Annotated in this window: 24 protein-coding genes and 1 pseudogene; 6 read left to right on the forward strand and 19 right to left on the reverse strand. The window is 65.0% G+C overall.

The window, feature by feature from the left end; translation table 11 throughout:
- Positions 1 to 118: 118 nt before the first annotated feature.
- The 5 genes from EV665_RS17245 to katE form a co-directional block, all read right to left on the reverse strand.
- Positions 119 to 1,057, reverse strand: coding sequence for a FecR family protein (locus tag EV665_RS17245; RefSeq protein ID WP_133035053.1), 939 nt, complete (start codon positions 1,055 to 1,057; stop codon positions 119 to 121).
- Between the two features lie 70 nt (positions 1,058 to 1,127).
- Positions 1,128 to 1,637 (reverse strand): RNA polymerase sigma factor, encoded by a 510-nt coding sequence (locus EV665_RS17250; RefSeq protein WP_133035054.1) that lies wholly within the window; start codon positions 1,635 to 1,637, stop codon positions 1,128 to 1,130.
- A 189-nt stretch (positions 1,638 to 1,826) separates the two neighbouring features.
- A complete protein-coding gene (locus EV665_RS17255; RefSeq protein WP_133035055.1) occupies positions 1,827 to 2,408 on the reverse strand; it encodes a cysteine hydrolase family protein in 582 nt (193 codons plus the stop codon).
- Between the two features lie 80 nt (positions 2,409 to 2,488).
- Positions 2,489 to 2,989, reverse strand: a complete 501-nt coding sequence (locus tag EV665_RS17260; RefSeq protein ID WP_064334190.1) for a YciE/YciF ferroxidase family protein — start codon at positions 2,987 to 2,989, stop codon at positions 2,489 to 2,491.
- Positions 2,990 to 3,102: 113 nt separating this feature from the next.
- The gene (katE, locus tag EV665_RS17265; RefSeq protein WP_245507751.1) at positions 3,103 to 5,214 is read right to left on the reverse strand and encodes a catalase; all 2,112 of its coding nucleotides are present in this window, start codon (positions 5,212 to 5,214) and stop codon (positions 3,103 to 3,105) included.
- A gap of 193 nt (positions 5,215 to 5,407) precedes the next feature.
- Between katE and EV665_RS17270 the strand changes: the two genes are divergently transcribed.
- Together EV665_RS17270 and EV665_RS17275 are read left to right on the forward strand one after the other, a co-directional pair.
- Positions 5,408 to 5,593: a hypothetical protein gene (locus EV665_RS17270; protein WP_133035057.1), complete on the forward strand. Its 186-nt coding sequence runs from the start codon at positions 5,408 to 5,410 to the stop codon at positions 5,591 to 5,593.
- Entirely contained in the window at positions 5,590 to 6,369 is a 780-nt protein-coding gene (locus EV665_RS17275; protein ID WP_162853093.1) for an SDR family oxidoreductase, read from the forward strand. The genes EV665_RS17270 and EV665_RS17275 overlap by 4 nt, the downstream gene beginning before the upstream one ends.
- A gap of 246 nt (positions 6,370 to 6,615) precedes the next feature.
- On the opposite strand, the gene EV665_RS17280 is transcribed toward EV665_RS17275, so the two are convergent.
- The 6 genes from EV665_RS17280 to EV665_RS17305 all read right to left on the reverse strand — a co-directional run bounded on the left by EV665_RS17280 (position 6,616) and on the right by EV665_RS17305 (position 12,076).
- Positions 6,616 to 6,867 (reverse strand): hypothetical protein, encoded by a 252-nt coding sequence (locus tag EV665_RS17280; RefSeq protein WP_162853087.1) that lies wholly within the window; start codon positions 6,865 to 6,867, stop codon positions 6,616 to 6,618.
- Positions 6,868 to 7,127: 260 nt separating this feature from the next.
- A complete protein-coding gene (locus EV665_RS17285) occupies positions 7,128 to 8,192 on the reverse strand; it encodes a DUF2218 domain-containing protein (RefSeq protein ID WP_133035059.1) in 1,065 nt (354 codons plus the stop codon).
- Positions 8,189 to 9,010, reverse strand: coding sequence for an ABC transporter ATP-binding protein (locus tag EV665_RS17290; RefSeq protein WP_133035060.1), 822 nt, complete (start codon positions 9,008 to 9,010; stop codon positions 8,189 to 8,191). Before EV665_RS17290 ends, EV665_RS17285 begins: the two co-directional genes overlap by 4 nt.
- Positions 9,007 to 10,041: a FecCD family ABC transporter permease gene (locus EV665_RS17295; RefSeq protein ID WP_133035061.1), complete on the reverse strand. Its 1,035-nt coding sequence runs from the start codon at positions 10,039 to 10,041 to the stop codon at positions 9,007 to 9,009. Before EV665_RS17295 ends, EV665_RS17290 begins: the two co-directional genes overlap by 4 nt.
- Positions 10,042 to 10,043: 2 nt before the next feature.
- Positions 10,044 to 11,087, reverse strand: coding sequence for a FecCD family ABC transporter permease (locus EV665_RS17300; RefSeq protein WP_133035062.1), 1,044 nt, complete (start codon positions 11,085 to 11,087; stop codon positions 10,044 to 10,046).
- Positions 11,084 to 12,076, reverse strand: coding sequence for an iron-siderophore ABC transporter substrate-binding protein (locus tag EV665_RS17305; protein WP_133035063.1), 993 nt, complete (start codon positions 12,074 to 12,076; stop codon positions 11,084 to 11,086). The genes EV665_RS17300 and EV665_RS17305 overlap by 4 nt, the downstream gene beginning before the upstream one ends.
- A gap of 293 nt (positions 12,077 to 12,369) precedes the next feature.
- On the opposite strand from EV665_RS17305, the gene EV665_RS17310 reads away from it, so the two are divergent.
- Positions 12,370 to 14,499 (forward strand): TonB-dependent siderophore receptor, encoded by a 2,130-nt coding sequence (locus EV665_RS17310; RefSeq protein ID WP_133035064.1) that lies wholly within the window; start codon positions 12,370 to 12,372, stop codon positions 14,497 to 14,499.
- Positions 14,500 to 14,606: 107 nt separating this feature from the next.
- Here the strand turns inward: EV665_RS17310 and EV665_RS17315 are convergent, their stop codons facing one another.
- From EV665_RS17315 to EV665_RS17350, 8 genes are all read right to left on the reverse strand, one after another.
- Entirely contained in the window at positions 14,607 to 15,500 is an 894-nt protein-coding gene (locus tag EV665_RS17315; RefSeq protein ID WP_210234650.1) for a helix-turn-helix domain-containing protein, read from the reverse strand.
- Positions 15,501 to 15,742: 242 nt separating this feature from the next.
- Positions 15,743 to 16,696 carry an ABC transporter ATP-binding protein gene (locus EV665_RS17320; RefSeq protein ID WP_133035065.1) on the reverse strand — a complete coding sequence of 318 codons (954 nt, stop codon included), beginning with the start codon at positions 16,694 to 16,696 and terminating at the stop codon, positions 15,743 to 15,745.
- Entirely contained in the window at positions 16,693 to 17,709 is a 1,017-nt protein-coding gene (locus EV665_RS17325) for an ABC transporter ATP-binding protein (RefSeq protein WP_133035066.1), read from the reverse strand. The genes EV665_RS17320 and EV665_RS17325 overlap by 4 nt, the downstream gene beginning before the upstream one ends.
- 8 nt (positions 17,710 to 17,717) lie before the next feature.
- Positions 17,718 to 18,635 carry a dihydrodipicolinate synthase family protein gene (locus EV665_RS17330; RefSeq protein ID WP_133035067.1) on the reverse strand — a complete coding sequence of 306 codons (918 nt, stop codon included), beginning with the start codon at positions 18,633 to 18,635 and terminating at the stop codon, positions 17,718 to 17,720.
- Between the two features lie 20 nt (positions 18,636 to 18,655).
- Positions 18,656 to 19,525 (reverse strand): ABC transporter permease, encoded by an 870-nt coding sequence (locus EV665_RS17335; RefSeq protein ID WP_064334232.1) that lies wholly within the window; start codon positions 19,523 to 19,525, stop codon positions 18,656 to 18,658.
- Between the two features lie 7 nt (positions 19,526 to 19,532).
- The gene (locus tag EV665_RS17340; RefSeq protein ID WP_133035068.1) at positions 19,533 to 20,492 is read right to left on the reverse strand and encodes an ABC transporter permease; all 960 of its coding nucleotides are present in this window, start codon (positions 20,490 to 20,492) and stop codon (positions 19,533 to 19,535) included.
- An 84-nt stretch (positions 20,493 to 20,576) separates the two neighbouring features.
- On the reverse strand, positions 20,577 to 22,169 hold the full coding sequence (locus tag EV665_RS17345; RefSeq protein WP_133035069.1) for an ABC transporter substrate-binding protein: 1,593 nt from the start codon (positions 22,167 to 22,169) through the stop codon (positions 20,577 to 20,579).
- On the reverse strand, positions 22,166 to 22,897 hold the full coding sequence (locus tag EV665_RS17350; protein WP_133035070.1) for a FadR/GntR family transcriptional regulator: 732 nt from the start codon (positions 22,895 to 22,897) through the stop codon (positions 22,166 to 22,168). The genes EV665_RS17345 and EV665_RS17350 overlap by 4 nt, the downstream gene beginning before the upstream one ends.
- A 264-nt stretch (positions 22,898 to 23,161) precedes the next feature.
- Here EV665_RS17350 and EV665_RS17355 point away from each other — a divergent pair, with 264 nt between their 5' ends.
- The 3 genes and pseudogenes from EV665_RS17355 (at position 23,162) to EV665_RS17370 (ending at position 26,880) form a co-directional block, all read left to right on the forward strand.
- Positions 23,162 to 23,917, forward strand: coding sequence for a GntR family transcriptional regulator (locus tag EV665_RS17355; RefSeq protein WP_342636218.1), 756 nt, complete (start codon positions 23,162 to 23,164; stop codon positions 23,915 to 23,917).
- A 138-nt stretch (positions 23,918 to 24,055) separates the two neighbouring features.
- Positions 24,056 to 25,532: pseudogene (locus EV665_RS32650) on the forward strand (putative N-acetylmannosamine-6-phosphate 2-epimerase).
- A gap of 19 nt (positions 25,533 to 25,551) precedes the next feature.
- Positions 25,552 to 26,880, forward strand: a complete 1,329-nt coding sequence (locus EV665_RS17370) for an extracellular solute-binding protein (protein ID WP_133035073.1) — start codon at positions 25,552 to 25,554, stop codon at positions 26,878 to 26,880.
- The last annotated feature ends 108 nt before the right edge of the window (positions 26,881 to 26,988 follow it).

The raw sequence follows: 26,988 nt of genomic DNA on the forward strand, positions 1-26,988 counted from the left end.
CTTCCGATAAGCTGCGCGCACCATGAACCCCCTGGATACTCTGAAATCCTGCCGTCGAAACGGTCTCGAAGGATTCGACGAGCGATGTTCCGAAAAACCTGAGTAGTTCTGGAAATTTTTATCGGCGGTAGATGAGGGTAAGCCAGGGCGAGAGCGGGACGACGCGGATCGGCAGGCCGAGTTCCATGGTTTCGAGGATCCGGTCCGATCGTTTCACGTCGACGATGAGCGTGACGGGCTGGCGCGCGAGCTGCCTGTCCATCACAACGATCTTGCCCTGCCGCCAGCGCCCGATATCCTCGACCACCTTGCTGAAGGGGGTGGAGAGGAAGACGAGCTGCCCGCGACGCCAGGCGAGCCGGGCCTGCGTGTCGGCATCACCCGGCTCGGAAAGCCGGCCTTCGCTGTAGGAAAGGCTTTGGCCCTCATCCAGGATGAGGCTCCGTCCGCCGGCGGATACTTCGACTGCGTGTTTCGTCACCAGCACGGACGTTTCTTCCGGCGCTATGGCGACGGAATATTCGGTGCCGAGTGCCGTCGCCCTGAGGTCGCCGGCCTCGATCGTGAAGGGGCGCGCTGCGTCGGCCGCGACGTCGACGAAGATCTCGCCCTCCTGCAACCGCACACGCCGGGCCGTCTCGCTGAAGTCGATGGAAAAGGTCGTGCGCGGGGAAAGTTCGACGCGCGTGCCGTCGGCAAGTTTCACCGTGGCCGTTTCACCGGTGCCGGTCGCGTGGTCGCCGAAGGGGCGGGTAAGCCTCAGCGCAGTCAAGCCGGTGCCGGCGGCAATCAGGGCAAGGCCGGCCCCCTTCAGGACGGTTCGCCGGGAAACACCGGTGGTGGAGCCAGGCTCGCCGGCAAGGCCGGCCCCGGTCCACAGGCGCTCGAGTTCGCAATAGGCGTGCCCATGCCGTTCGTCCGCCAGCAGCCAGGCGCGGAACCGCTGGTGGTCGGCCGCGCTCGGCGCGTCGAGAAGGCGCGCAAACCATTCCGCGGCTGCCGTGGAAATGGCTGCTTCGCTTTCGCTCGTCTCGCCGGTTCGGGATTCCTTTTCCATGCTTTACTCGCTGCGGCCGGATATGCGCTCCGTCACTCTTGTGGACGGCGGGGCACGGTGAAAATCTGGGTCAGGTCCGCGCCATTTCCGCTTTCAGGCGTTCCAGGGCCGTCACCATGTGGCTGAACACGGTTTTCGGCGAGATGCCGAGGCGTGCGCCGATTTCGGCATAGGTCAGCCCCTCCAGCCGCGACAGCAGGAACACCTGCCGGCACTTCGGCGGCAGGCTGTCGATCGCCGCCTGCAGCCGCCGCAGATCGTCGCGCCCCATGACGACGTCTTCCGCCGAAGGCGCGGGATCGGCGATGCGCTCAAGGCCCTCGATGCCGTGCAGAAAAGGAGCGATCCGCCGTCGCCGTTCATGGTCGGCGGCAAGGTTGCGCCCGGTGGTGACGAGATAGCCGGCGAGATCCGCCACGCCCGTCAGCAGGCTTCGGCGTTCCCAGAGCTTCAGGAATGCGTCCTGCGTCAGATCCGCCGTCGTCGCGCGGCAGCCGACCCGGCGGTAGATGATCGCCCGCATGCGTTCCTGGACGGCAAGAAAAGTGTGAAGCAGCGGGGAATGACGGGATTCGCTCATGCCAGTCGGCAGACCACGGGACCGATTGAGGCGGGTTGTCGCCCGCAAAGTTGAGAATTAAATTCATCTTATTTGATGATTGCCTTCTTTGCAACGCTGGCCGGTTTGCCCGATCCCGGGCGCGTCATCGGAAATTTGACTGTTGTTCCAGATTAAGCGCCTCGACATTTGAATGGCAAAATCCAGACCCTAGCCGGAAACCGATGACAGAAACGCCTCGGTCGGCATTGCGTCCATCTGGGTGGTAAATCTGCGTTCGAGCAGCTTCAGCGATGCGTCATAGGTTTCGTCCGTGCCGCTGCAGACGGCATCGGTCAGGATGATTGCGCGATATCCGAGATCGATGGCACCCAGCGCGGTGGCGAGGACGCAGACATCGGTTTCGCCACCGGTAATCACCAGTGTGTCGACCTCAAGGCCCTTCAGATAGGCGTTCAGCCGACCGTCGATCCAGGGGGAATAGGTCCGCTTGTCGAAGACGATCGCGGGGGGCGTGAATGCTGCGAGTTCCGGGAGCAGGCCATACATCTCCGCCGGCAGATGCTCAGCCGTCATCATCCACCACTTCTCGTAGTAGACGCGCCACATGCCGGCTGCATCGGCAGGACGCGTCGGCGGCAGGAAGCGGGAGAAGATCGTGCGCTCGGTATGCCGGCCCGCGACCTCAAGGACCTGCGGCGAAATCCGCTCCATCCAGGACACTTTCCAAGGCGTGTCCTCGGCAAACATGCGCTGCATGTCCACGCAGATATGTCGCCACTCTCCGGTCATTCTCCACTCCCGTAGATGCCTGCAGCCGCCTGTCGCGCTGCAGGGGTGGGCGGAGATCTCGTCTCTCCGCCCATGCCGGGTCAAGCGGCCTTGGTCTTGCTCTCGCGGTTGACCTTCGCCTCCGCGAGCTGCGTCAGGGCCTGATCGGTCTTGGTTTCCTCGGCGAGCGTCTGGTCGAGCAGCTTGGCGATATCGTTCTTGCCGAGCTGCATGGCCCAGGACTTCAGGGTGCCGTAGCGGGCGATCTCATAGTGCTCGACGGCTTGGGCTGCCGCGAGAAGGCCGGCGTCGAGCGCGGGCGAATTCTTGAACTCCTCGAGAATCTCCTGGCCTTCCTCGAGGATGCCGTCGATCGCAGGACACGTCTTGCCCCGTGCCGGCTTGCCGAGAAGGTCGAACACCTGGACAAGCCGTTCGACCTGGCCCTCGGTTTCCTGCAGATGCTTGTCGAAGGCGGCCTTCAACTCCTGCGCCTCGGCTCCCCGGATCATCTTCTTGAGGCCGGCGATGATCTTGCGTTCGGCGTAGTAGATGTCCTTGATGCCGTCGACGAAAAGGTCTTCCATTGTCTTCGTGGCCATTGGTCTCTCCTGGTTGTCTGGGTTCGTGCCGAAATGGCGAGCGCGATTGCTCAGGGATTGAACAAGCCGCCCGGGCCTTTGTTCCTTGCAGATACGGCAAAGCGCATCGTCCGCTATGCGGACGGAACGGAAGCCTTGCCGAGCTTGACGGAAGGCTCGCGCGTCCATAGGCGCAGCTTGCCCAGTTCCGTGACGAAGGCCGAAAGGCCCCCTTCGCCGGGAAGCTCGATCACGCCCTCATCGAGCTTGTCGGCGATCCCCGCCATCTGCATGAGCGGGAGGGCATCGGCGACATAACCGATGAACTTGCAGTGCTGAAAGGCATCGGCGACGAAGTCGCGCGCCGTCGCCTCCTGCAGGAGGTCGTCAGTGGCTTCCTTCGCCGGCAGCAGGGCAACCGCGTCGAAGAGGACGGAGGGGCCGCCGTCGATCATGAAATGCGCCGGTACCCACGACCCATCGGATGCGGTGACGCCGCCGATTTTTGGCGCGATCAGAGCGACTTCCGCCTTTTCGGCCAGAATGGCGTCCTGAAGACCGGTCAGCAGGTCGATATCGACGCCGTCGGTAATGAGAATGCCGAGCTTGCGTCCCTCGAAGCGCCTGGGACCGCGCTCCACGATGCTCAGCGCCGGCGAGGGATCGAGATCCTGCCGGGTCGGCAGGGCGGCGGCCGCCGGCTTTGGCATCGACTGGAAGCCGAGTTTGGCGGCGACGGTATTTGCCAGCGTCTCGTCGATGTTCCTCAGATGCGAAACGACCCTCTCGCGGATGACCGGCGTTTCGACCTTGCTGAGTTCGAAGGTCAGCGCGGCCGCGATGTGTCGCTGCTCGGGCGGCGTCTGGCTGATATAGAACTGGCGTGCCTGGCTGTAATGGTCGGCGAAGCTTTCGGGGCGCAGCCTTGCCTTCTCGCCCTGTTCCTCGGCGCGAAAGTGCGGGAAACCGCTGGCTGGCGATTCACGGGGCCCTTCGCCCCAGGAGTTCGGTTGGTAATTTGCCCGGCCGACGGGGTTGCGCATGGCCATGTGCCCGTCCTGCTGGAAGTGGTGGAAGGGACATTTCGGAGCGTTGATCGGGATATGCGTGAAGTTCGGGCTGCCCAGGCGCTTGAGTTGCGTATCGAGATAGGAGAAATTCCGGCCCTGCAATAGCGGATCGTTCGAGAAATCGATGCCAGGCGGCACATTCTGGGTCATGAAGGCGACCTGTTCCGTCTCGGCGAAGAAATTCTCCGGCATGCGATCGAGGACGAGGCGGCCGACCGGCTTTGGCGGCAGCACCTCCTCGGGAATGATCTTGGTGGGATCGAGGATGTCGAAGTCGAAACTGTCGGCGAAATCCTGATCGAAAAGCTGGAGACAGAGTTCCCATTCGGGGAAGTTGCCGGCCTGGATCGCGGTCCACAGGTCGCGGCGGTGATAGTCGGGATCGGCGCCGTTGATCTTGACCGCCTCGTTCCAGGCGACGGATTGCAGGCCGAGCTTGGGTTTCCAGTGGAATTTCACGAAGGTGGATTCACCCTTCGCGTTGACGAGGCGGAAGGTGTGCACGCCAAAGCCCTCCATGAAGCGGAAGGAGCGCGGGATGGCGCGGTCGGACATGACCCACATGATCATGTGCATGCTCTCGGGCGTCAGGCTGATGAAGTCCCAGAAATTGTCGTGCGCGCTCTGGGCCTGGGGAAAGGCCCGGTCCGGCTCCTGCTTCACCGCATGCACCATGTCGGGAAACTTGATGGCGTCCTGGATGAAGAAGACCGGGATATTGTTGCCGACGAGGTCCCAGTTGCCCTCCTGCGTGTAGAGCTTCACGGCGAAGCCGCGTACGTCGCGAGCGAGATCGAACGAGCCCTTGTTGCCGGCGACGGTGGAAAACCGCACGAAGGCCGGCGTCTTTTCGCCGGGGCGCTGGAAAAGGTCCGCTTTCGTATAGGCGGCGAGCGACTCGTAGGTCTCGAAGAAGCCGTGCGCACCATAGCCGCGCGCGTGGACGACCCGTTCGGGAATGCGCTCGTGATCGAAATGGAAGATCTTTTCGCGGAAATGGAAATCGTCCACCAGCAGCGGGCCGCGGGCACCGACGCGCAGCGAATTCTGGTCGTCGGTGACGGGGCCGCCCTGCGCGGTGGTCAGGACAGGCGTTTCGCCTTCGGCAAGCTGGTGCAGTTCGCCGCCATTGCCGCGCACCAGCTTTTGGTCGTGGATCTGCGCGGCCGCTGGCATGGACTTCTGGGATTTCGACGCTGCGGATTTCGATGCGGTGCTCTTGGCCATGGTTCGCTCCCTGTTTTGCGAAGGGCCAACAAAGCATGCCGCGAAAAGTTCCGCGGAGAGCGCCCCTGCAGACCTGCGTGCGAAACCGTACAGGAACTTCGCGCCTCTCCCGCCATTCCGCTGGTTCGAACAGGAGGTCGTCATGCTGATCAAAACGTACGTTTATTGCGGCGATGGTTTGCAGGATGTCGCGATCATACGTGTCAAGGAAATCACGGTGCGGCTGCCGGCTTTGGGAACCGAGCCCGCGCGGCAGGGGAATGCCGAACGGGACGCCAGCGCGGGACGTGAAGGGAACACACGCTTTCCCTCCGACATACGGGGATGACGATGGCTCTTCCCGTAGCGATGATAACCGGGGCCGGCTCTGGAATAGGCCAGGCCACGGCGGAGCTCCTTGCGGCGGCAGGCTACAGGCTTGTCCTCTTCGACCGCGACGAGAAGGCTGTGTCCGACACATGCCGGGCACTTCCGGCCGATGCGCAAGCAATCGCCGTTACCGGCGACGTCTCATGCGAAGAGGATGTTCGCACGATGGTTCGGCAGGTGACGGAGCACTTCGGCCGTCTGGATGCGGTTGTGGCGAATGCCGGCATAAACGGCGTATGGGCGCCCATCGAAGACCTGAAGCCTTCCGAATGGGACGAGGCGATCCGCATCAACCTCCGTGGCACCTACCTTACGCTTCACAATGCTGTTCCGCTCCTGAAGAGCGCTGGAGGCGGGGCGATCGTCATCGTCTCGTCCATCAACGGGGTGCGCACGTTCACAAATCCCGGCGCGACCGCCTATAGCGCCTCCAAGGCGGCCCAGGTCGCCATGGCGAAGCAGCTCGCCCTCGAACTCGGAAAGTACCGCATTCGCGTGAATGCCGTCTGCCCGGGAGCAATCGACACGAATATCGTCGCCAGCAGCGAGATCCGCAACCGCGAGGCGGCGGAGGTGCCGGTCATCTGGCCGCAGGGCAGCATTCCCTTGACCGATGGCGAGCCCGGTCGGGCAACCGACGTCGCCAAGGTCATTCGTTTCCTTCTCAGCACCGATGCATCGCACATTACCGGCTCGCCGGTGTTCGTTGACGGCGGTCAAGGGCTGCTGAGATGATGCGAGCCGCATCTCGGCGAGGATGGTTCTCCGGCGTTCCAACTCCGGGGCCTGCCGGTTCCTGAGCTTTGTCAGACGTGCGACAGCCATTTCCGCGAGGGGCGGCCTGCCGTTCGAACGCCGAGACGAACGCGCGCTGTTGCCGGCGCCTTTCCGAAATGACGAAGGGCGCTCGACCCTTTCGGGGAGCGCCCTTCCGACCCGGACGACTGCGAACGCGCGAGAGAGCACCATCGCTGCAGGCAGTCATCGATTACGGGCAGTGAGCGACAGATGGGGAGAAGGGGTCGCGATTTCAAGACCGTCCAGATCATCTGTCGCGCGAACGGGTACACCGAGGCACGCATCACAGATGCCGCAGCCGTCATCGTCCATCGGTTGGTCCGCCCGCTCACAACAGAGACAGACGACCGAGCATCGGAGGCGATCCTTGCTTTTCTTCGGCACCATGATTTCGATCGCATCGTCCGATACGACATTGATGACGAGTTTCTTCATCGCCCGGTTCTCCGTTGACCTCCGCAATAGAAGATAAGAGCTACTGGACGCTTTGCAATGTTCGAAGGTTTGGAAACCGCGGCCGTCATCCCTTGCAACCCCGCCCGAGAATCCCCCCTGTTAAGGGCGGCCTGCGCATGTTTGGTCCCAGCTTTGATGGTGCGATTTTTTCGCCGAGGGGAAGGAAGCACCATGGGGCAAATATACTACGGCAGCGCCGCGACCACGCAAGCAGTTCGCGTGGCGAGGCGTCTGCGCCGTCAGGCATCGTCGCGCTCCCAGTACCACGCGGCGTAGGTGCGCTTGCGGTCGTGCCCGCGGCCCTTGAGAAAGGCGCGGATGAGCCGCACGTCCTCCCGTTCGCAGGCGACCCAGACGAAGGTTTCGCTATCCACGGCAGCGAGTGCCGCTATCGCCGTCTGCGCGAGGACGTTCTTGGCGCCGGCGGCATAAGTCGCGCGATGCAGCCAGTGTATCTCGAGCTTTCCGGCGGTCGCGAGCGGCTGCTCTTCCGCTGCATCCTCCACCTCGATGATCGCCTGCATGCGGGTGCCTGCCGGCACCTCCGCGGCAATGCGGGCGATAGCGGGCAGGGCGCTTTCGTCGCCGGAAAGGAAGATGGTTTCGGCCTGCGGCAGGTCGCCGCCGCCGGGGCCGAGCAGGGCGAGCCTGTCTCCCGGCTGCGCGTCGCGGGCGAAATCAGCGCCGGGCGTCGGAACGCCGGATTGGGGATGCTGGAGAAAATCGACCCAGAGTTCGCCGCGTTCGGCATCGACGGCGCGGATCGTGTAAACACGGACGAGAAGTGCGTCCTCGCCCTCCGGCCAGGCGATGCGGCCATCGTCACGCAATCCTGGCCAGACTGGCGTCCGGCCTTTCGGCGGAACGAGCAGGCGCACATGCATGTCACCACCGATGAAGGGCTTGACGTCCGCGCAGGCGAAGACGACGCGCCGCATATGCGGCGTCACATCGAAAGCCGAGACGACGGTCACCTCATGGAGGTTGGCGAGCCGCGTGCGCCTGGCCGGTTCGGACCAGGTGAGCTCCAGCGGGTCTTCGCCTGCGAAATAGAAGAGGTGCTCGGCGATGACCGTACGGCTCATCTGGAGCGCCTCGTCGTTCGGGCAGGCGAGGTCGATGAGGAGCCGGCCGTCATCAAGGCGCATATGGGCGATGCCGATCTCGCTTGTCAGCGTTGCGGTGTTTTCCGTGCGTTGCACGTCGGCGTGCTCGATGAAATGCTCGCAGACCTCGTCGAGCAGTTTCGACGCGTCCTTGGGCAGCGCGATGCCGTTGAGCTTGAATTCCGGAAGGGCGTTCATACTGGCTCCTTGGTGGCGGAGGCGGTCATGCGATGGCGGCCGATCGGCAGCATGGCCGGCCGGCCCGAGGTCGGATCGATGATGATGCGGCTTTCGAGGCCGAAGACCCGGCGCACATGGTCTTCCGTCAGCACGGTCTCCGGCGGGCCGGCGACATGCAGCCGGCCCTTCGCCATCGCGACGAGATAGTCGGCGTAGCGGGCGGCGAGGTTGAGGTCGTGCAACACCATGACGATGGTCGTGCCACGCGTCTGGTTGAGGTCGGTCAAGAGGTCCAGCACCTCGATCTGGTGGCTGATGTCGAGGAAGGTGGTCGGTTCGTCGAGCAGCAGCAGATCCGTCTGCTGGGCGAGCGCCATAGCGATCCAGACGCGCTGGCGCTGTCCGCCGGAAAGCTCGTCGATCGGCCGTTCGGCAAGGTCGTCGGTCTTCGTCGCCGCAAGCGCGGCGGCCACCGCCTCGTCGTCCTCGCGCGTCCAGCGGGAGAAGACGCCCTGGTGCGGGTGCCGTCCGCGGCTGACGAGATCGGCGACGGTGATGCCCTCCGGCGCGATCGGCGATTGCGGCAGCAGGCCGAGCGTGCGCGCGAGGTCGCGCGAGGGGATGCGGTGGATCGACTTGCCGTCGAGCATCACTTGGCCCTTTTTCGCCGGCAGCAGGCGCGACAGGGTGCGCAGCAGCGTGGACTTGCCGCAGGCGTTCGCACCGACGATCACGGTGATCCTGCCCGGCGGCACGATAAGGTCCAGCCCGTCGAGAATGAGGGTTTCGCCGTAGCCGGCCGAAAGGCCGTTGGCGATGAGGGTGTGCGGCTTCATAGGGAACCTCCGGACCGGTTGACGCGCACGATCAGGAAAATCAGGTAGGGCGCGCCGAGCGCGCCGGTGACGACGCCGACGGGATAGCGGCTCGGCAGCAGGAACTGGCCGCAATAATCGCCGACCAGCACCAGCGCTGCGCCGGTGAGTGCGGCGGGGAGGAGCAGCGAACCGTTGTTGCCGACGATGCGCGCGGCGATCGGCCCGGAGAGGAAGGCGACGAAGGCGATCGGCCCTGAAATGGCGGTGGCGCTTGCGATCATGCCGACGGCGGCGATGATGATCAGCACGCGGGTGCGGCCGACACGGACGCCAAGCGCGGCGGCCGTGTCGTCGCCGAGCCGCAGGGCTTCGAGATCGCGGGCGCGGGAGAGCAAAAGCCCGCCGAAGACGGCGAGCGCCATGAGGAGCGGCAGCGCCTGGCCGAGCTGCGCGCCGTTGACGCTGCCCGTCAGCCAGCGCAGGGCCTCCTGCAGGGTCCAGGCGGGGGCGGTGGAAAGGATGTAGGCGATGACGCTTTCCAGCATGGCCGAAACGCCGATGCCGACAAGGATGAGCCGCGTGCCGGCGACGCCGTTGCGGAAGGAAAGGGCATAGACCAGGAGCGCCACGCCGAGCCCGGCGGAAACGGCCAGGATCGACACGATCGGCCCCTTAAGGCCGAGCACGACGATCGCAAACACCGCCGCCGCGCTCGCGCCCCAGCTGATGCCGATGATGTCGGGACTGGCCAGCGGATTGCGCAGCATGATCTGGAAGGCGACGCCGCCGAGGCCGAAGCTGAGGCCGGCAAGGACGGCGAGGATGGCGCGCGGCAGCCGGAGCTGGCCGACCGTGAAGGCGACGCCCGGCATGTCCTCGCCCATCAGCATGCGAAGAATGTCCTGCGGCGGGGTGAAGGACTGGCCGAGCAGCAGGGTCAGCACGAAGGTCGCGGCGACCAGCGTGAGGAGAAGGCCAAGAACGCGGCGATGCCGACGGGCGCGGCGGCGGCGGTTTGTCACGATGGAATCGACGAGCGGCGCAAGCATGGTCACAGGTCCCGCACCCGCTGGTGGCGGACGATCCAGATGAAGACCGGCGCGCCGACGAGGGCCGTTACGATGCCGACGTCGAGTTCGGCCGGCCTTGCGACGATGCGCCCGACGATGTCGGCGGCGATCAGGAGGCACGCGCCGCCGAGGGCGGAGAAGGGCAGCAGCCAGCGGTGGTCGCTGCCGGTGAGGAGACGGGCGAGATGTGGCACGACGAGGCCGAGGAAGCCGATCGGGCCGCAGACCGCCGTCGTCGCGCCGCAGAGCAGGATGGCGCCGAAGGCGGCGACGGCGCGGGTCGTGGCGACGTGTTCGCCGAGGCCGGCGGCAAGCTCGTCGCCGAGCGCGAGCGCGTTCAGCTTGCGGGCCGAGAGAAGGCTGACGACGAAGCCGGCCGCGAGGAACGGCAGGACCGGAAAGATCCGCTCGAAGGTCGCCCCGCCGACGCCGCCGATCTGCCAGGCGCGCACGCCGCCGGCAATGTCGGCGCGCGGCAGCACGATCGCGATGACCAGCGAGGAGAAGGCGATGGAGGTGGCGGCGCCGGCAAGCGCCAGTTTCAGCGGCGTCGCCCCGCCGCGCCCGAGCGAGCCGATGACATAGACGAAGATCGCCGCCGCCCCCGCGCCGAGGATGGCGGTGACGATATAGGCATGGGCGGTTTCGATATGGAACCACGCGACGCCGACCACCACCGCGAGCGACGCGCCCATGTTGACGCCCAGAATGCCGGGATCGGCGAGCGGGTTGCGCGTGACGCCCTGCATGATCGCGCCGGCGAGGCCGAGCGCCGCTCCGGCGAGGAGCGCCAGAACCGTGCGGGGAATGCGCATCGCCACCGCCGCTTCGCCGATCGTCTCGACCTTGCCGCCGAGCGCCGAGGCAATATCGCTGAGGCCAACGTCCCGCGTGCCGATCGCGACGGACAGCGCGACCAGCACGAGGAGCGCGGCGGCGACCAGCAGCAGCCACAGGGCGCGCAGCCGGCGGAGGCGCCCGATGGGCGCCGGCACGCTGCGCGCCGTGGCGGCGTCAGGCCTCATTTCGCTTTCCCGGCGGCTTCGGCGAGAAGCGCGACATAGTCCTTCAACACCCAGGAGATCGACAGCGGTGTCGGGTTGGCGGCGGTGCCGACCGGGTCGCGGCCGAGCATGACGAGCGCATCCTTGCCGACGGCGGGCATGCGCGAGAGCAGGAGATCGGCCTTCACGGCATCGAGCAGCGGCGTGCCGCCGTAGCTGACGACGATATCGACGTCTTCGAAGGCATCGACCTGCTCGGCGCTGACGCTGGCGGCGAATTGTCCGGGCTTCGTCGCTTCTAGCACGCTTTTCGGGGAGGTGAGGCCGAGGTCGCCGAAGAATTTCACGCGCGTATCGTTGGCGGTGTAGAAATTGACGGTGCTGAGATCGGTCGCGTCGAGATGGGTGACGAAGATCGCCGACTTGCCCTTGAGGACCGGGTAGCCCGCAACCGTGTCGGCGATCTCCTTGTCGATGCGCGCGATCAGCGCTTCGCCGTCCTTCGCCATGCCGAGCCCGGCGCTGTTGAGCCGGATCATCTCGCGCCAGTCGGTCGACCAGGCCGATTGCGGATAGGCGACGACGGGGGCGATCTGGCTCAGCGTCTCGTAATCCGCCTGGCTGAGGCCGGAATAGGCGGCCAGGATGACATCCGGCCTCGTCGCTGCAACCGCCTCGAAATCGATGCCGTCGCCTTCGTCGAACAGGACGGGCTTTCCGCCGCCGAGTTCCTGCAGCTTCTCCGCCACCCAGGGCAGCAGGCCGTCGCCGTCGTCATCGCCGAAATTGGCCGCGGCGAAACCGACGGGCACGACGCCGAGCGCCAGCGGCACTTCATGGTTGGCCCAGGCGACGGACGCCACGCGCTCCGGCTTCTTTGTGATCGTCGTCGTTCCGAAGGCGTGCCTGATAACGATCGGATAGGTGGTTTCGTCGGCGGCCCAGGCTGTCGTCGCGATCCAGAGGCAGACGGTGAGAAGGATCAGTGGAAAGCGCAAAAGCCGCGGCATTGGTGAAACCCTCCAGGGCGGTTTAAAGTGGAGTTTCCGTTTCAGGTTCATTGGACGGCGTCAAGGCGAAGGCGCACCTTGCGGCGGGAGAGCGGCGAAGTTTCCGGGGTTTCGTACAAAACCATGGAAATCTACAATACTGGATAATACGTCTCAAGTTATTGCCGCTTCAAGGGACAGCCGCATCGACCTGAGGGGGTTTTGATGCGCAGGGATTTACGCCTGTTCCGACTGGCGTTCGGCATGACCTGCCGTGCGCCGGCCAGCGCAACTTCAATTTCTGGAACACGATGATGGACATCAAGACGACCGGCGCCGACATCAGACAGCCTCTCAACCGTTTGAGGACCGCGATCCTTCTTGGCTGCACCGCGCTCGCTCTTGCGCCTTCCGTCTCGTTGGCCCAGCAGGCGGATGCGGGCTCCACCACGGTTCTCGAAACCATCACCGTCGAGGGCGACGGCTCCGCGACGGGCGTCGACAACGACGCGAAGTCGATCGTCGCGAGGAAGACGACCGCGGGCGGGCGGATGGCGACGGAGATCCTGAACACGCCGGCGACGGTTTCCGTCATCACGGCCAAGGAAATCCAGCAGCGCGGCGCCGAGACGGTCGAAGAGATACTGCAATATACGGCCGGCGTCACCACGGACTTCTATGGTTCGGACGACCGCTACGATTTCTTCAAGATCCGCGGCTTCGACGCGACGACCTACCGCGACGGGCTGATCCTCGGGCGCCCCTTCGGCGGCGTACGGGAAGAGGCCTATGCCTTCGAGCGCGTCGAGGTGCTGAAGGGCGCGAACTCCACGACCTTCGGCGTTTCCGATCCCGGCGGCGCGGTGAACTATGTGACGAAGCGCCCGAGGAGCGAGAAGTTCGGCGAAGCCTATATCACCGGTGGCTCGTTCGACCGCAAGGAGGTCGGCTTCGACTTCGGCGACAACCTGACGGCCGACGACACGCTCTCCTATCGCTTCACCGGCAAGCTGCGCGATGCGGACGCGGAATATGACCATTCACGGGACGACGAAAAGTTCTTCATGGGCGGGCTCACCTGGCGGCCGACGGATGCCACCAGCCTCACCATCGTCTATGATCACCTGAACAAGGACGGCGTGCCCGGCAGCGGCGGCCATCCGGTCGGCACGGATTTCGACCGCAGCCGCTTCTTCGGCGAGCCGGACTACAATTATCGCGGCACGAACCGCGACACGGTCAGCGTGATGTTCGATCATGATTTCGGCTCGGGCCTGACCTTCGGCGCGAATGCACGCTACAGCAAGTCCGACACCGATTTCGGCTATGCCTATATTTCCGCGACGCCGACGGACGGCTCGACGACGGCATCGCGCGCCTTCTTCGGCAACGAGGCCACGAACCGGCAGTTCATCATCGACGCGCATCTGCAATACGAGGCGAACCTCGACGCGGTGGACAGCCGCACCCTGGTCGGCGTCGAATACAACGACATGAAGGGCGACAACGACACCTGGTGGGGGCCGGCACCCGGCATCGACTGGACGAACCCGACCTATACGGGCCGACCGACCAACCTGCCGCTGATCGCCAGCACGCGCAGCGACCAGACGGGCAAGGCGCTCTATATCCAGCAGGAGCTGACCTTCTGGGACAAGTTCATCGTCACGGCGGGCCTTCGAAACGACTGGCTCGACCTCAGCGAGACGAACAGGCTGACGGGCGTGAAGAGCGAGGGCGACTTCAGCGAACTGACGAAGCGCATCGGCCTCACCTATCGCCTGACGGATGAGATCGCGCCCTTCGTCAGCTACGCCGAATCGGTCGCGGCGCCCTCCATCGGCCTCGCACCCGAGCGCGGCGAGCAGATCGAACTTGGCGTGAAATACCAACCGGATGCCTTCCCGGCCCTCATCACGGCCTCGATCTACGACCTGACCAAGAAAAACATCACGCGGACCAACCCGGCGACGAACCTGCAGGAGACGATCGGCGAGGTGCGGGTGCGTGGCCTCGATCTGGAAGCGAAGGCGGAGCTGACGCCGAACTGGAGCCTGACGGCCGGTTATTCCTATCTCGATGCCGAAATCGTCGAGAACGGCACGGCCGGCAACGAAGGCAACCGGCCCTACCATGTGCCCAAGCATACCGCCTCGCTCTGGGTCAACTACCTGCTCGAAGGCGACGGCAAGCGTGGCGACATGACCTTCGGCCTCGGCGGCCGCTATACCGGCTCCTACTACTTCAACGACGCCAACACGGTGAAGACGGGCAGCAACTTCGTCGTCGATGCGGCCTTCACCTACAAGGTGTTCGAGAACACCTCCTTCGAGGTGAACGTCTCCAACCTCTTCGACCGCAAGCATGTCGACTACGGTGGCTTCGGCGCGGACTTCTACAATCCGGGCCGCTCGATCTCGGCGACGCTGCGCCAGACCTGGTAAGGCGCGCTGGAGCAATTCCAGCAAAAGCGCGAAGCGGTTTTGCGTCCGGAATTGCGTTTAAACAGAAGCTGGAGCGTTTTCGCGATTCGAAGAAAAGCGGAAATGTTCTAGCGGGCCTGCTGCACCCGCCGCCAGGCGGCGGGTGTCTCGCCGGCGATCTGGCGGAAGGCCTTGGTGAGGTGCGCCTGATCGGAGAAGCCGAGCTTGGCGGCGATGTCGGCGATGGTCAGCTCGCTTTCGGCCAGCAGTTTCTGCGCAAGATCGATGCGCTTGCCGAGCTGCCATTGCAGCGGCGTCTTGCCGGTCGTCTGCTTGAAGACGTTGGCGAACCAGCTCTCCGAAAGGCCGACCGTCTCTGCCATTTCGGAAACGGTCAGGCGGCCGTCGCTGCGGGCGTTCACGCGGGCGATGAGCCGGTTCATCTGCGCCTGTGTGAGCCGGCCGTTTTGCGGCTCGCTGGAAAAATCCTGGATGTCGAGCAGGCCGCTGACGATCGTGCCGACCAGGCTTTCGGCATAGAGCGCGTGCTTCGTCGGGCTCGATACCTCCTCGACGAGCAGGCTCGCCAGCGTCTCGATCGCGCCGACATCCTGGATCTCCACCGGGCGGCGCAAGGCGGCGAGCGCCGCCGACGTGCCGACCGTGGGCGACAGGAAACGCAACATGCGGTCCTTGTGGAGGTGGAGGTCGAGATGGGAGAAACGGTGCGCGGCGGTGAAGCTCGTCCAGAGCGGCACCCCCGCGGGCACATAGACCGCGCGGGTCATCGGGCGGGAGTGCTCGATCATGCCGTCTTCGCGGTTGGTCATCTTGATGTGCGACGACACGTCATTGAAGAAGATCACGATGCGCGGATCGGGCGAAAGATAGTAGCCGCGCGCGCCGGGATGGCCCTCCGCGTCCCAGAAGACGCCGACCAGCCCGTCGAGGCTGCGCCATTTCACCGGCGCAAGCACCTTGATACCTTCCGTATGGCAGGTCATTGCGTGCTGGTAGTTCACTGGTCAAAGTCGTCCATGTTTCGAGCCGTCAGGGCATGTCTCCCTGCGTTTAAGGCCTGGCAGAGGGCGATGGCAACCGCTCCTGGACACGCTCCGTCCGCCTGAAAAAGATGATTGAAAATATCATGTTTTTGCGGCTGAGCAAGTCACCAGAATGGCAATCCGTCGACGGCTCGATCGAGCGGCGTGCCGCCGGGCGTGGCCGGGGAGGACGGCGGGCCGCCGCTTGGCGTATCGGACTGTCAGACGTCGTCCCGGATGCAGGCCTTGAAGTGGCCCGGCGCGACTTCGCGGAGTTGCGGCACGGCCGCGGCACATGCATCGAGTACCTTGGGGCAGCGGGTGCGGAAGACGCAGCCGCTCGGTGGATTGGCGGGACTGGGAATATCGCCCTTCAAGATCTCGCGCGTTCTTGCGGCATCCGGGTCGGGGGAGGGGATCGCCGACATCAGGGCCTGTGTGTAGGGATGCTGCGGACGGGTATAAAGGTCCTCGCTTGTGGCGATCTCCATGATGCGGCCGAGATAGAGCACGATGACGCGGTCGCAGATATATTCGACGACGGCAAGGTCATGCGAGATGAACAGCATGGTCAGGCCGAGGCGCTGCTGCAGGTCGCGCAGCAGGTTCACCACCTGCGCCTGGATGGAAACGTCGAGCGCCGACACCGGCTCGTCGGCGACGATGAAGTCGGGCGCAAGCGTCAGCGCCCGCGCGATCCCGATGCGCTGGCGCTGGCCGCCGGAGAATTCGTGGGCGTAGCGGTTGATGGCGTCCGGCGGCAGTTCCACCTGTTCGAGCGCCTTCCTTGCCCGTTCCAGCCGCTCCGCCCGCGAACCGATGCCCTGGATCTTCAGGCCTTCTGTCAGGATCTCGCCAATGGTCATGCGCGGCGACAGGGAGGCGTAGGGATCCTGGAAGATATATTGCATGCGCGGGCGCCGGCGGCGCATCTCGCCGCCCGAAAGCTTCGTCAGGTCCGCGCCGTCGAAGACGACCGCGCCGGCCGAAGGCTCGATCAATCTCAGGACCGACCGGCCGATGGTGGTCTTGCCGCTGCCCGATTCGCCCACCAGCCCCACCACTTCGCCCTTTGCAATATCGAAGGAGATGTCCTGAAGGATCTTCAGGGTAGCGCCGCGCGTCTGGTAGTGCTTGGCAAGGCCGCGGACGGAGAGGAGGGGCGCTTCGGTCATGCGGAAATCTCCTGCCAGCGGATGCAGCGGCTGCCGTGATGGTCGTTGACGGGGGAAAGGGCCGGCATGGCCTGCCGACAGGCGTCCCGCGCAAAGGCGCAGCGCGGCGCGAAGGCACAGCCGGCCGGAAGGTCGGCAAGGCTCGGCACCATGCCGGGAATGGCGGGCAGCTTTGCGCCGGTCCGTTTCATCTCGCTCGCCGTGCCGAGGCGCGGCATCGATTTGAGCAGCCCCATCGTATAGGGATGGCGCGGGGCCTTGAACACCTCGGCGACGGGGCCGGTCTCCACGATGCGGCCGGCATACATCACCGCAACCCGGTTGGCGATCTCGGCGACCACTCCGAGATTGTGCGTGACGAACAGCATGCCCATGCCGCGCTCGCGCTGCAGCGCCTGCATGAGATCGAGGATCTGCGCCTGGATGGTCACGTCGAGCGCCGTGGTCGGCTCGTCGGCGATCAACAGCGTCGGATCGCAGGCGAGCGCCATGGCGATCGTGGCGCGCTGGCGCATGCCGCCGGACAGTTCGTGCGGATACTGGCCCGCCCGGCGGCGCGCATCGGGGATGCCGACCTTGTCGAGCAGGCCGACGGCCGCCTCGACGCCCTCGCGCCGGCCAAGGCGCCGGTGGACGCGCAGCGATTCGGAGATCTGGTCGCCGATGGTATAGACGGGGTTGAGGCTCGTCATCGGTTCCTGGAAGACCATGCCGATGTCGTTGCCGCGGATCTGCCGCATCTCCTCCTCGCCGAGCGTGACGAGGTCCTTCGTCTTGCCGTCCTTGCCGCGGAAGCGGATCGAACCATTGTCGATCACGCCGATCCTGCGCGCAAGCAGCCGCATGACGGAGAGGCTCGTCACCGATTTGCCCGAACCCGATTCCCCGACCAGCGCCACCGTCTCGCCGGGGCGGATGACAAGATCGATGCCGTTGACGGCCGCGATCTCCCGGCCACGCACGCGGAAGACGGTCCTGAGGTTGCTGATCTCGAGAATGGGTTCGGACGTCATCGGCAACCTCAGGCGAGGAGGCCGACGGAGCGCAGGATCTCGTCGATCCTGCGCGATTCGGCCTCGTTGAGCGGGGCGCGCGGACGCGCCATGACATTGGTGGAAATGATGCCGAGGCTGCGCATCGCGGTCTTGAAGCCGCCGACGCCGGTCGCCCCCCCGCTGACGCGGCCGGCGGCGACCCAGACGATCTCGAACAGGCGGCAGAGCCGCTCCTGTTCCGTGCGGGCGGCGGCCCAGTCGCCGCGCTTTGCGGCGTCCCAGAGGCGGACATAGCCTGCCGGATCGACATTGGCGAGGCCCGGCACGACCCCGTGCGCGCCCATGGCGAGCACGCTGTCGACGACGATCTCGGACCCGGTCATCAGGAAGACGTCCTTGTTGTCCGCGAGATCGCCGAGGGCATAGCGGAAATTGCCGTCGTCGCCGGAGGAATCCTTCAGGCCGATGATCGTGCCTTCCTGCGCCAGCGTCACGACGGTCTGGCGGGAGAGCTTGGTGTGGACGCAGACCGGGATGTCATAGGCGATCAGCGGGATGTCGACGGCGTCGCGGACCATGCGAAAGTGATCCAGCGTCTCGGCCTGGCTGGTGATGGTGTAGAAGGGCGCGGTGACGACGACGGCATCGGCCCCCACCTCCCTGGCGGTGCGGGCATGGCGGATGACGCGGTCGGTCGCCGGATCGATGACGCCGGCGATGACGGGCACGCGGCCGTTGGCGACCTTCACCGTGTGCTCGAGGATCCTGCGGCGCTCGGCCTCGTCGTAGAACACCACCTCGCTGGTCGAGCCGAGCGGGAAAAGGCCGTGGCAGCCATTGTCGATCAGGTGTTCCAGGACGCGCGTATAGGAGGCGTAGTCGACGGAGAAATCGTCGTTGAGGGGGGTGACGACGGGAGGAACGACACCGAAGAACTTGGACATTTGCTTCTCTTTCAGGGGTTTCAATTGAGGTCTGCGCGGGGGTCGAAGGCGTCCCTCAGACCGTCGCCGATGAAGTTGATGGCCAGCACGGCAAGCACCAACGCACCGCCGGGAAACAGCCATTGCCAGGGATACTGTTCGAGCACGGCGGTGGAGCGTGCGGCGTTCAGCATGTTGCCCCAGCTCGCCGCCGGCGGCGGCACGCCGAGGCCGAGGAACGAGAGGCCCGCCTCCAGCAGGATGGCGTTGGCGACCTGCAGCGTGGCGTAGACGACGAGGATGTCGATCGAATTGGGCAGGCCGTGGCGGAAGAGCAGGTGGCCGATGCCCGCGCCCATGCCGCGCGAGGCCATGACGAATTCCCGCTCCCGCAGCTCCAGCAGGCGGGCGCGGATCATGCGCGAAAGGACCGGCCAGGACAAAAGCGCGATGACGACGACGGTCGACCAGATGCCGGAGCCGACGATGGAAGCGAGGACCAGAAGGAAGATCACCGGCGGCAGCGTCATGGCAAGGTCGACCGAACGCATGGCGAGCGCATCGGCGAACCGCCCGCCGAAGGCCGAGATCGCACCGACGAGAAAGCCGATGGCCGTCGACAGGACGACGGAGGCGGCGGCGACCAGCAGCGAGATCCGCCCGCCTTCCAGCGTTCTTGCAAGCACGTCGCGCCCGACGCCGTCGGTGCCGAACCAGTGCGCCGCCGATGGGGCGGCATTCATCGCCAGGAGGTCGATGTCGTTGGGCCTGTAGGGCATCCAGAGGGGATAGGTCAGGACCGCGGCGAGCAGCGGAAGCAGCAGCGCCACGCCGAGGAGGGCCGCCCGGTTGAGGAGGAAGCGGCCGGTTGCCCGCGCCAGCGGACCGGAGGAGGAAGGGGAGGCGGGCATTGTCATCTCAGGCTACCTTGATGCGCGGATCGATGACCGCATAGGCGAGGTCGGTCAGGATGTTGACGACGATGACGCAAGCGCCGATGACGAGGGTGGCCCCCATGATGACCGGATAGTCGCGCGTCTCCACTGCGCTGATCAGAAGCAGACCCATGCCCGGCCAGTTGAAGACGCTTTCGACGAAGATGGCGCCGCCGACGGCAAGGCCTATGGTCGAGCCGATCAGCGTGACGACGGGCAGGAGCGCGTTGCGCAGGGCATGCTTGGTGACGACCCAGAACTCCTTGACGCCTTTGGCGCGTGCTGTGCGGACATAGTCCTGGTTCAGCACTTCGAGCATCGAGGCGCGCATGTAGCGCATGATCAGCGCCGCATGGCCGATGGACAGCACGGTCGCCGGCAGGATGAGGTGGTGCAGGAGATCGCCCACCGAAAAGTCGGTCGCCGGGGTGAGCATGCCGCCCGACGGCGTCCATTTCAGCCGGACGGAAAAGACGTAGAGGCCGAGCAGGGCGGTGAGGAAGGCGGGGCTGGAAATGCCGAGCAGCGCCAGAACCGAAAGCGAGTAATCGGGCACGGTGTTGCGGCGCACCGCACTGAGGATACCGCTGGCAATGCCGATCACGATGGCAATCGAGAGGCCGGCGCCCATCAGCAGGAGGGTGGGGCCGATGCGCGAGAGGATGAGGCCGGATACCGTCTCGTTGAAGCGCTGCAGCGAATGACCGAGATTGCCCTGCGCGGCCTGCGACAACCAGGCGAGATATTGCACGGGCAGCGGCTGGTCGAGGCCGAGCCGCGCCCGCAGCGCGTCCATCGCCTCCTTCGTCATGGCGACGTTGGGATCGATATAGGCATCGATCGGATCACCCGGCGTCAGTTGCAGCAGCGTGAAGATCAGCACCGTCAGCGCAAGCAGCATGGCGAGCCCGACGAGCAGGCGATGGAGACAGTAGCGTAGCATGCGGGTTCAACACCTGATCGAGTGGCTGGCCAGGGATGGTCTGCGGAAAGGGGCGCGGGGCAGCCCGCGCCCTCTTGTCTGCGCCTATTCGGCGATCGACCACTTTTCGACATGGGCCTGGTACGGGCCGCCGGCCGGCGCCGGGGTCCACACGAAGTCCTTGAGCTTCGCCGAGGCGACGCCGTAGCGGTTGGCGACCCACATCGTCGCCCAGGGCAGCTCGGCATTGGTCGCCTTGCAGACGTCCTGGTAGCGGGCATCGCTCCTGGCGGCATCCGTTTCTGCCAGGGCGGCGTCCAGCGCGTCCGTCACCGCCGCCATGCGGATGCGCAGGATGTTGGCGCCGGCCGGCGGGATCTGCTTCTCGTTGAGGCCGATATTGATGTTCGAGGCATCCGGGCCGTTCTGCAGGCCGGCATAGATCAGCGGGTAGTCGCCGGCATTGCCCGACTGCTGGTAGACGATCGAGTTGTAGGTCGGCGTGTCGACGGCGCGCGGCACGATGTTGATGCCGACCTGTGCGAGCATGGCCTGCATGGCGGCGAGCACGTTGGTCGCCAGCGGCGAGGTGTAATAGGTCAGGATCGTGATCGGCTTGTCGCCGTTGATCTTGTTCCAGCCCGCCTCGGCGAGAAGCTGCTTGGCCTTTTCCGGGTCGTAGCCGTAGCTCTCGATGCCCTGCGGCACGAGCTGGTCGGCGACGTAGACGCAGTTGGCCGGCTTGGCCGCCCCGCCATAGAGGCTCTGGATGATGGCGTCGCGGTTGATCGCATACATGAAGGCCTGCCGGATACGCAGATCCTGCCAGAGCGGGACTTCCTGATTGAAGCCGACATAGTTGACGACGTAGGAATCGCCTTCGATCACCTTGAAATTGCTGTCGCTGCTGAAGGTCGAGACATCATTGGAATCGACATAGGTGAACTGGATCTCGCCGGACCTCAGGGCCGCGATGGCGGCGGCCGGATCGGCGAAGTAGCGGTTAATCAGCTTGTCGGCCGCCGGCTTGCCGCCGCGGTAGTCGGGATTGGCGGCAAGTTCGACATATTGGTCGGCGACGTATTTGGTGAACTTGAACGGGCCGGTGCCGATCGGCGAGCTGGACCACCAGGCATGTTTTGCGATCTGCTCGGCCGGGATCGCTGCAAGGGCGTGTTCCGGCAGCATCATCACCTTGGTCAGCGTGTCGAGCATGCTCGGCGACGGCGCCGACAGGGTGATCACGACCGTGCGGTCATCCGGCGCCTCGACGGACTGGACCACGCCGAGGCGTGCGGCGAAGACGGAGCCCGCCTTCTCGTTGCGGGCAAGCTCCAGCGTGAAGCGGACGTCCTTTGCGGTGAACGGCTGGCCGTCATGCCATTTGGTCTCGGCGAGCTTGAAGGTGTAGGTCTTCTGGTCGGCGCTGACCTCGTAGGTGTCGGCCAGCGCGCCGACGATTTTCGCCAGCTTGTCGTCGTAGATGACCAGAGGCTCGAAATAGGTGACGAGCCAGGTAAAGCCGCTCGTCGCCGCCAGCGGATTGAAATTGCCCTGGAAGCCCCCCGGACCGACATCGAAGCCGCCCGAGATGGTGCCGCCCTGGGCGAGGGCATTGCCATTGCCCGATGCCAGAGGCAAGGCGCCGAGCAATGCCGCCGAAAGGGCAAGTGCCGAGAATGTGGTCTTCAGATTCATGTCATCCTCCCTGATGAAACGGTGGTCTTGTTGTCGGCGATTACGCGGGTGATGCCGGCATAGTGCTTGTCGAGCCGGTCCCGGGCGGCGGCGAGGTCGCGCGCCTCCACGGCATCGACGATGGCGGCGTGGTCGCGCCAGGTCTGCATGGGGTCCGTGTTGTTGAGGTTGACGAAGTCGGATGCCTTGTAGAAGGCCAGCCAGAACACCTCGATCAGCCGGAGCAGAACCTCGTTCTTCTGGCAACGGAAGAGCAATTGGTGGAAATGCCGGTCCTCTTCGGGAAAGCTCTCGCCGCGCTCCGCCCGGACCCGCATCCGCTCGACGGTCTCGCGCAGCTCGCGGATATCGTCGGCGTCGATGACCTCCAGCGTCCGCCCGATCAGGCCGACCTCCAGCGTGCGGCGGATGATGATGACCTCCTCGATCTGCTTCAGCGCGCCGCCGAGGCCATAGGCGAGGTTTTCCAGCAGCGGCTCGAAGGAGAATGCCTTGACGAAGACGCCGATGCCACGGCGCGTTTCAAGAACCCCGACGGATTCCAGGGCCTTGATGCCCTCGCGCACCGAGTTGCGGCTCACCCCAAGCTGGGTGGCAAGCTCGCCTTCGGGCGGCAGGGGCGCGCCCGCATCGAGATGGTTGTCCTCGATATAGCTGCGCAGGCTTTCCTGCACAGAGACATGCAGGAGCGGGGCTCGTTTCAGGGGCTTGATCGACTTCACGTTCATCTTCGTCTCCGGTTGCCTTTTGACTCCGAAAAGACAGCGGCCTACGTTTATTAGCTTGTAGGATATCTGTCAATTGGATATCGAAATTGCCAATAGGTGGCTGACCTAGAGATACGCCAAATATGTCTCCCGGCGAAGCGCAAACGGCATCGGCCACGATGGCCAGCGCAGCGCCGCGCTGTGCGCAAAGCGAAATCCATTGCGCAAAGCCAATACCAGTTTAACATCAGAGAAATATTTTGACGGGGATTCGCCGCAAGGAGTATGCTTTCCGTGACCGATCGACCGATCCTCGACTTCCTCGCCGCGGAGCTTTCCGCAACAAGCAGCGATCCCCTTTACCGACAGTTGGAAAATGCCCTGAAACAGGCGATTGCCACCGCGCATGTCAAACGCGGCGGCGTCATCCCGAGCGAGCGGGTGTTGAGCCAGGTACTCGGCCTTTCGCGCGTCACCGTGCGCAAGGCCATCGATGGCCTCGTCTCGGACGGGTTCCTCGACCGACGGCAAGGCGCCAAGACGGTCGTTTCCTCCCGGCTGGAGAAATCCCTGGCCACAATGACCAGCTTTTCCGAGGACATGCGTTCACGCGGGCTGGAGCCTGGTTGCACATGGATTTCACGGGAGATTTCAAGGCCTTCTCCAAGCGAAATGATGGCTCTTGGCATTTCCGGCAGCGAAAAGGTCGTGCGGCTCCGCCGGTTGCGGACGGCTGATGGCGTGCCGATCGCCATCGAGATGGCGACGCTGCCCGCCCGCTTCGTACCCGAGCCGCAGGCTGTCGGGGACTCGCTCTACGACTATCTCGAAAGAAACGGTGCTCTGCCGGTGAGGGCGCTGCAGCGCATGCAGGCCAAGCCCGGCACCGACGAAGAACGACGGCTTCTCGACGCCCCCGACGATGCCTCGCTGCTCATCATGGAGCGCCGCTGTTTCCTTGCCGACGGGCAGATCGTCGAGTTCACGCAGACCAAATATCGCGGCGATGTGTATGATTTCGTCATCGAGCTGATGAGATAATACCAGTTTAAAGCCTGTTGCCATCTGGTCTTGTTTTGCTACCATCCTGCCAACGACAGGAGATAGCCGGTGCCGCTTGACTTCAAATCCCTCGACAAGGGTCTGATCGTATCCTGCCAGCCCGTGAAGGGCGGCGCCATGGACAGGGCCGATATGGTCGTCGGCTTCGCCCTGGCTGCGCTCGACGGTGGCGCAGCCGCCCTGCGCATCGAATCGGCGGACTACGTCGCCGCCGTTCGCGCCGCAACCGACAGGCCGATCATCGGTCTCGTGAAACGCGACCTCGACGACAGCCCTGTGCGCATTACACCCTGGATCGAGGATGTCGACGCGCTGGCACAGGCCGGTGCCGATATCATCGCCTATGACGCGACGCAGCGCCTGCGGCCTGTGCCGACCCGCACGCTTGTCGAGCGCATCCACGGCCACGGCCGCATTGCCATGGCCGACTGCTCCATCCTCTCGGATGCCGAACGGGCGCTTTCTGAAGGCGCCGATGTGGTCGGCTCCACGCTCGCCGGCTATACCGGTCCGGTCGAGCCCACCGAACCCGACCTCGGCCTCGTCGCTGCCATGCGCCGACTGACGCCGCATGTCGTTGCGGAAGGCAACATCCGCACGCCGGCGCAGGCCCAGCAGGCGCTGCTTGCCGGGGCCTCCATGGTCGTCGTCGGCTCCGCCATCACGCGGCCCGAATATGTCACCTCCTGGTTCCGCTCGGCGCTCGACACGGCCCTTGCCGAACAGGGAGCCTGAGGCCATGGCCCGCCCCGACACCGTTCTTGCTCTCGACATCGGCGGCACCAAGATGCTCGCGGCGCTGGTGCGCGACGACAGGCTGATCGAGGCGCACACCATGCCCACCCCGCGCGGGGGCGATCCCGAGGCCTGGCTTGCCGCGCTCTTTGCGGCGATTGCCGGCTGGAAGGGTCGCTATGACACCGCGGGCGTCGCCGTCACCGGCATCATCGACGAGGGCTGTTGGTCGCCGCTCAACCGCCGAACCCTCGATATCCCGGATCGCTTTCCGCTCGTGGCCTTGGTCGCACGGCTTTCCGGTGTCGATCGGGTACTGGCGGCCAATGATGCGCAGGCCGCCGCCTGGGGCGAATATGTCTTCGGCGCCGGCCAGGGCCATGATCTCGTCTTTCTCACCGTCTCCACGGGCATCGGCGGCGGTATCGTCGTCAATGGCCGCCTGCTCGGTGGCCTCGCCGGCCATTTCGGTCAGTTCCGCAGCCTCGGCGAGGAAGGCCGCGCGCTGGAAGACAAGGTTTCCGGCCACTGGATCGCCAGCGAGGCCTCACCGCACCGGCCGGGCGCCACCGCGCGCGATGTCTTCGACGCGGCTGCCGCCGGTCACGGCTGGGCGCAGGCCATCATCCAGGCCTCGGCGCGCCAGACCGCGCTTCTGTGCGGCAACATCCAGCTCGCGCTCGACCCGGCCCGCATCGTCATCGGCGGCGGCATCGGCCTTGCGCCTGGCTATCTCGAATCCGTCCGTCAGGCCCTGGGAGGCCTGCCGCCGCGGCTCACCCCGCAGCTTCACCCCGCCGCACTCGCCGAAAAGGCCGGCGTCGTGGGGATCGCGGATCTCGCAAGACGTCAGAATTAACCTGAGGGAGAACCAGACCATGACTTTTGCCAGAATGAAGAAGGGCGGCCTGATCGCCGCCGCGATCGCCAGCCTGCTGGCCGCCCCCGCCTTTGCGAAAGTGACCGTGCTCGGTTGGCCGGGAGGCCCGGAGGAGGCCGCGCTGCGCGCCGCCGCCGATACCTACAATGCCAAGTCGGATGTGAGCGACGACAACAAGGTCGAACTGCTGTTCTTCAACCGCGACGGCTTCTGGGACAAGCTGCAGGCCGACCTTGCCGCGGGCTCCACGGCTTTCGACGTGAACCTGCTGGCCACCTATTCCATCGGCCGCTACGCGCCGTTCATGGAACCGGTCACGCTGTCCGACGAGGCCAAGTCCGTCTATGGCGACCAGGTCCTCACCACCATGCAGTACGAGGGCGAGCAATTCGGCGTGCCGACCGACCTTTCGCTGCACTTCATGTATTACCGCAAGGACCTGATCGAGGCGCTGCTGAAGGACGATGCCGCCAAGGCAAGGTTCGCCGAGATCTCTGAAAAGCATCTCGGCAAGAAGCTGGAGCCGAAGACCCCCGACGAATGGACATGGGACGACTATGCCGCGACCGCGCTCTACTTCACGCAGGCCGTGAACCCCGACAGCCCGACCCGCTACGGCACCGTGCTGCAACTGAAGAACCTCCTCTTCAACATGATGGTGTTCCAGTCGCTGCCGCGCGCCTATGGGGCCAACTGGATGGACGACGCCGGCAAGATCACGGTGGATTCGGAGGCCTATCGCAAGGGTCTCGAAACCTACAAGATGCTCTACGACGCCGGCGCGAGCCCACGCGACTCGCTGTCCTACGAGTATGCCGAAGCGAACGCGGCCTATGCCTCCGGCCAGGTCGCCGCCATGGTGCAGTGGAATGCGGCCGCCTCCGAGCTGATGTCGAAGGACAAGTCGCCGGCCGTCGGCGAGGTCACGGAGGCCATCGCCCCGCCGGCCGGCCCCGAAGGTCGCTTCACCCACATTCACGGCCTCGGTTTCGGCCTCAACAAGAACGCCGCGAACAAGGAGGGCGCGAAGGCCTTCATCTCGTGGCTGTCCTCAAAGGAAGCCGCACTCGTCTATGCCCGGAACAGCGGCGCACCGGCGTTGACGCCCGACGTCGTCACGGAGGTTGCCGCCGAGCGGCCGGACCTCGTCAAGCTCGGGGAATTCGCCGGCAAGTACGGCTACGTCATGAATGGCGGCACGTCGGCCAAGGCACTTTCGGTCTACGAGCTTCAGGCCAAGGAATTCACCGGCTACTGGTCGGGCCAGCAGTCGCTCGACGACGCCCTGAAGAACACCGAGAAGGGTATGAGCGACCTGCTCAAGTAAGGTGTTTGCCGATGGCGGCCCTATCGCCGCCATCGGCCCATCGTGGCGACGGTGATGACGCCGTCGCCGGGCTCCGGCGTGCTGTCGCTGTTCCCGAAAAGACCGAAC

It is taken from the genome of Shinella granuli (assembly GCF_004341885.1).
In the GTDB taxonomy this organism is placed as follows: Bacteria; Pseudomonadota; Alphaproteobacteria; order Rhizobiales; family Rhizobiaceae; genus Shinella; species Shinella granuli.

What these genes read in the sequence shown, in the direction of transcription:
- EV665_RS17245 (WP_133035053.1), bottom strand. Translation starts at nt 1,057, where the DNA reads ATGGAAAAGGAATCCCGAACCGGCGAGACGAGCGAAAGCGAAGCAGCC.
- EV665_RS17255 (WP_133035055.1), bottom strand. Translation starts at nt 2,408, where the DNA reads ATGACCGGAGAGTGGCGACATATCTGCGTGGACATGCAGCGCATGTTT.
- EV665_RS17300 (WP_133035062.1), bottom strand. Translation starts at nt 11,087, where the DNA reads ATGAGGCCTGACGCCGCCACGGCGCGCAGCGTGCCGGCGCCCATCGGG.
- EV665_RS17325 (WP_133035066.1), bottom strand. Translation starts at nt 17,709, where the DNA reads ATGACGTCCGAACCCATTCTCGAGATCAGCAACCTCAGGACCGTCTTC.
- EV665_RS17310 (WP_133035064.1), top strand. Translation starts at nt 12,370, where the DNA reads ATGGACATCAAGACGACCGGCGCCGACATCAGACAGCCTCTCAACCGT.
- EV665_RS17370 (WP_133035073.1), top strand. Translation starts at nt 25,552, where the DNA reads ATGACTTTTGCCAGAATGAAGAAGGGCGGCCTGATCGCCGCCGCGATC.
- EV665_RS17270 (WP_133035057.1), top strand. Translation starts at nt 5,408, where the DNA reads ATGCTGATCAAAACGTACGTTTATTGCGGCGATGGTTTGCAGGATGTC.
- EV665_RS17305 (WP_133035063.1), bottom strand. Translation starts at nt 12,076, where the DNA reads ATGCCGCGGCTTTTGCGCTTTCCACTGATCCTTCTCACCGTCTGCCTC.
- EV665_RS17260 (WP_064334190.1), bottom strand. Translation starts at nt 2,989, where the DNA reads ATGGCCACGAAGACAATGGAAGACCTTTTCGTCGACGGCATCAAGGAC.
- EV665_RS17320 (WP_133035065.1), bottom strand. Translation starts at nt 16,696, where the DNA reads ATGACCGAAGCGCCCCTCCTCTCCGTCCGCGGCCTTGCCAAGCACTAC.
- EV665_RS17350 (WP_133035070.1), bottom strand. Translation starts at nt 22,897, where the DNA reads ATGAACGTGAAGTCGATCAAGCCCCTGAAACGAGCCCCGCTCCTGCAT.
- EV665_RS17285 (WP_133035059.1), bottom strand. Translation starts at nt 8,192, where the DNA reads ATGAACGCCCTTCCGGAATTCAAGCTCAACGGCATCGCGCTGCCCAAG.
- EV665_RS17295 (WP_133035061.1), bottom strand. Translation starts at nt 10,041, where the DNA reads ATGCTTGCGCCGCTCGTCGATTCCATCGTGACAAACCGCCGCCGCCGC.
- EV665_RS17340 (WP_133035068.1), bottom strand. Translation starts at nt 20,492, where the DNA reads ATGCTACGCTACTGTCTCCATCGCCTGCTCGTCGGGCTCGCCATGCTG.
- EV665_RS17345 (WP_133035069.1), bottom strand. Translation starts at nt 22,169, where the DNA reads ATGAATCTGAAGACCACATTCTCGGCACTTGCCCTTTCGGCGGCATTG.
- EV665_RS17330 (WP_133035067.1), bottom strand. Translation starts at nt 18,635, where the DNA reads ATGTCCAAGTTCTTCGGTGTCGTTCCTCCCGTCGTCACCCCCCTCAAC.
- EV665_RS17290 (WP_133035060.1), bottom strand. Translation starts at nt 9,010, where the DNA reads ATGAAGCCGCACACCCTCATCGCCAACGGCCTTTCGGCCGGCTACGGC.
- katE (WP_245507751.1), bottom strand. Translation starts at nt 5,214, where the DNA reads ATGCCAGCGGCCGCGCAGATCCACGACCAAAAGCTGGTGCGCGGCAAT.
- EV665_RS17275 (WP_162853093.1), top strand. Translation starts at nt 5,590, where the DNA reads ATGACGATGGCTCTTCCCGTAGCGATGATAACCGGGGCCGGCTCTGGA.
- EV665_RS17250 (WP_133035054.1), bottom strand. Translation starts at nt 1,637, where the DNA reads ATGAGCGAATCCCGTCATTCCCCGCTGCTTCACACTTTTCTTGCCGTC.
- EV665_RS17335 (WP_064334232.1), bottom strand. Translation starts at nt 19,525, where the DNA reads ATGCCCGCCTCCCCTTCCTCCTCCGGTCCGCTGGCGCGGGCAACCGGC.
- EV665_RS17280 (WP_162853087.1), bottom strand. Translation starts at nt 6,867, where the DNA reads ATGAAGAAACTCGTCATCAATGTCGTATCGGACGATGCGATCGAAATC.
- EV665_RS17355 (WP_342636218.1), top strand. Translation starts at nt 23,162, where the DNA reads ATGCTTTCCGTGACCGATCGACCGATCCTCGACTTCCTCGCCGCGGAG.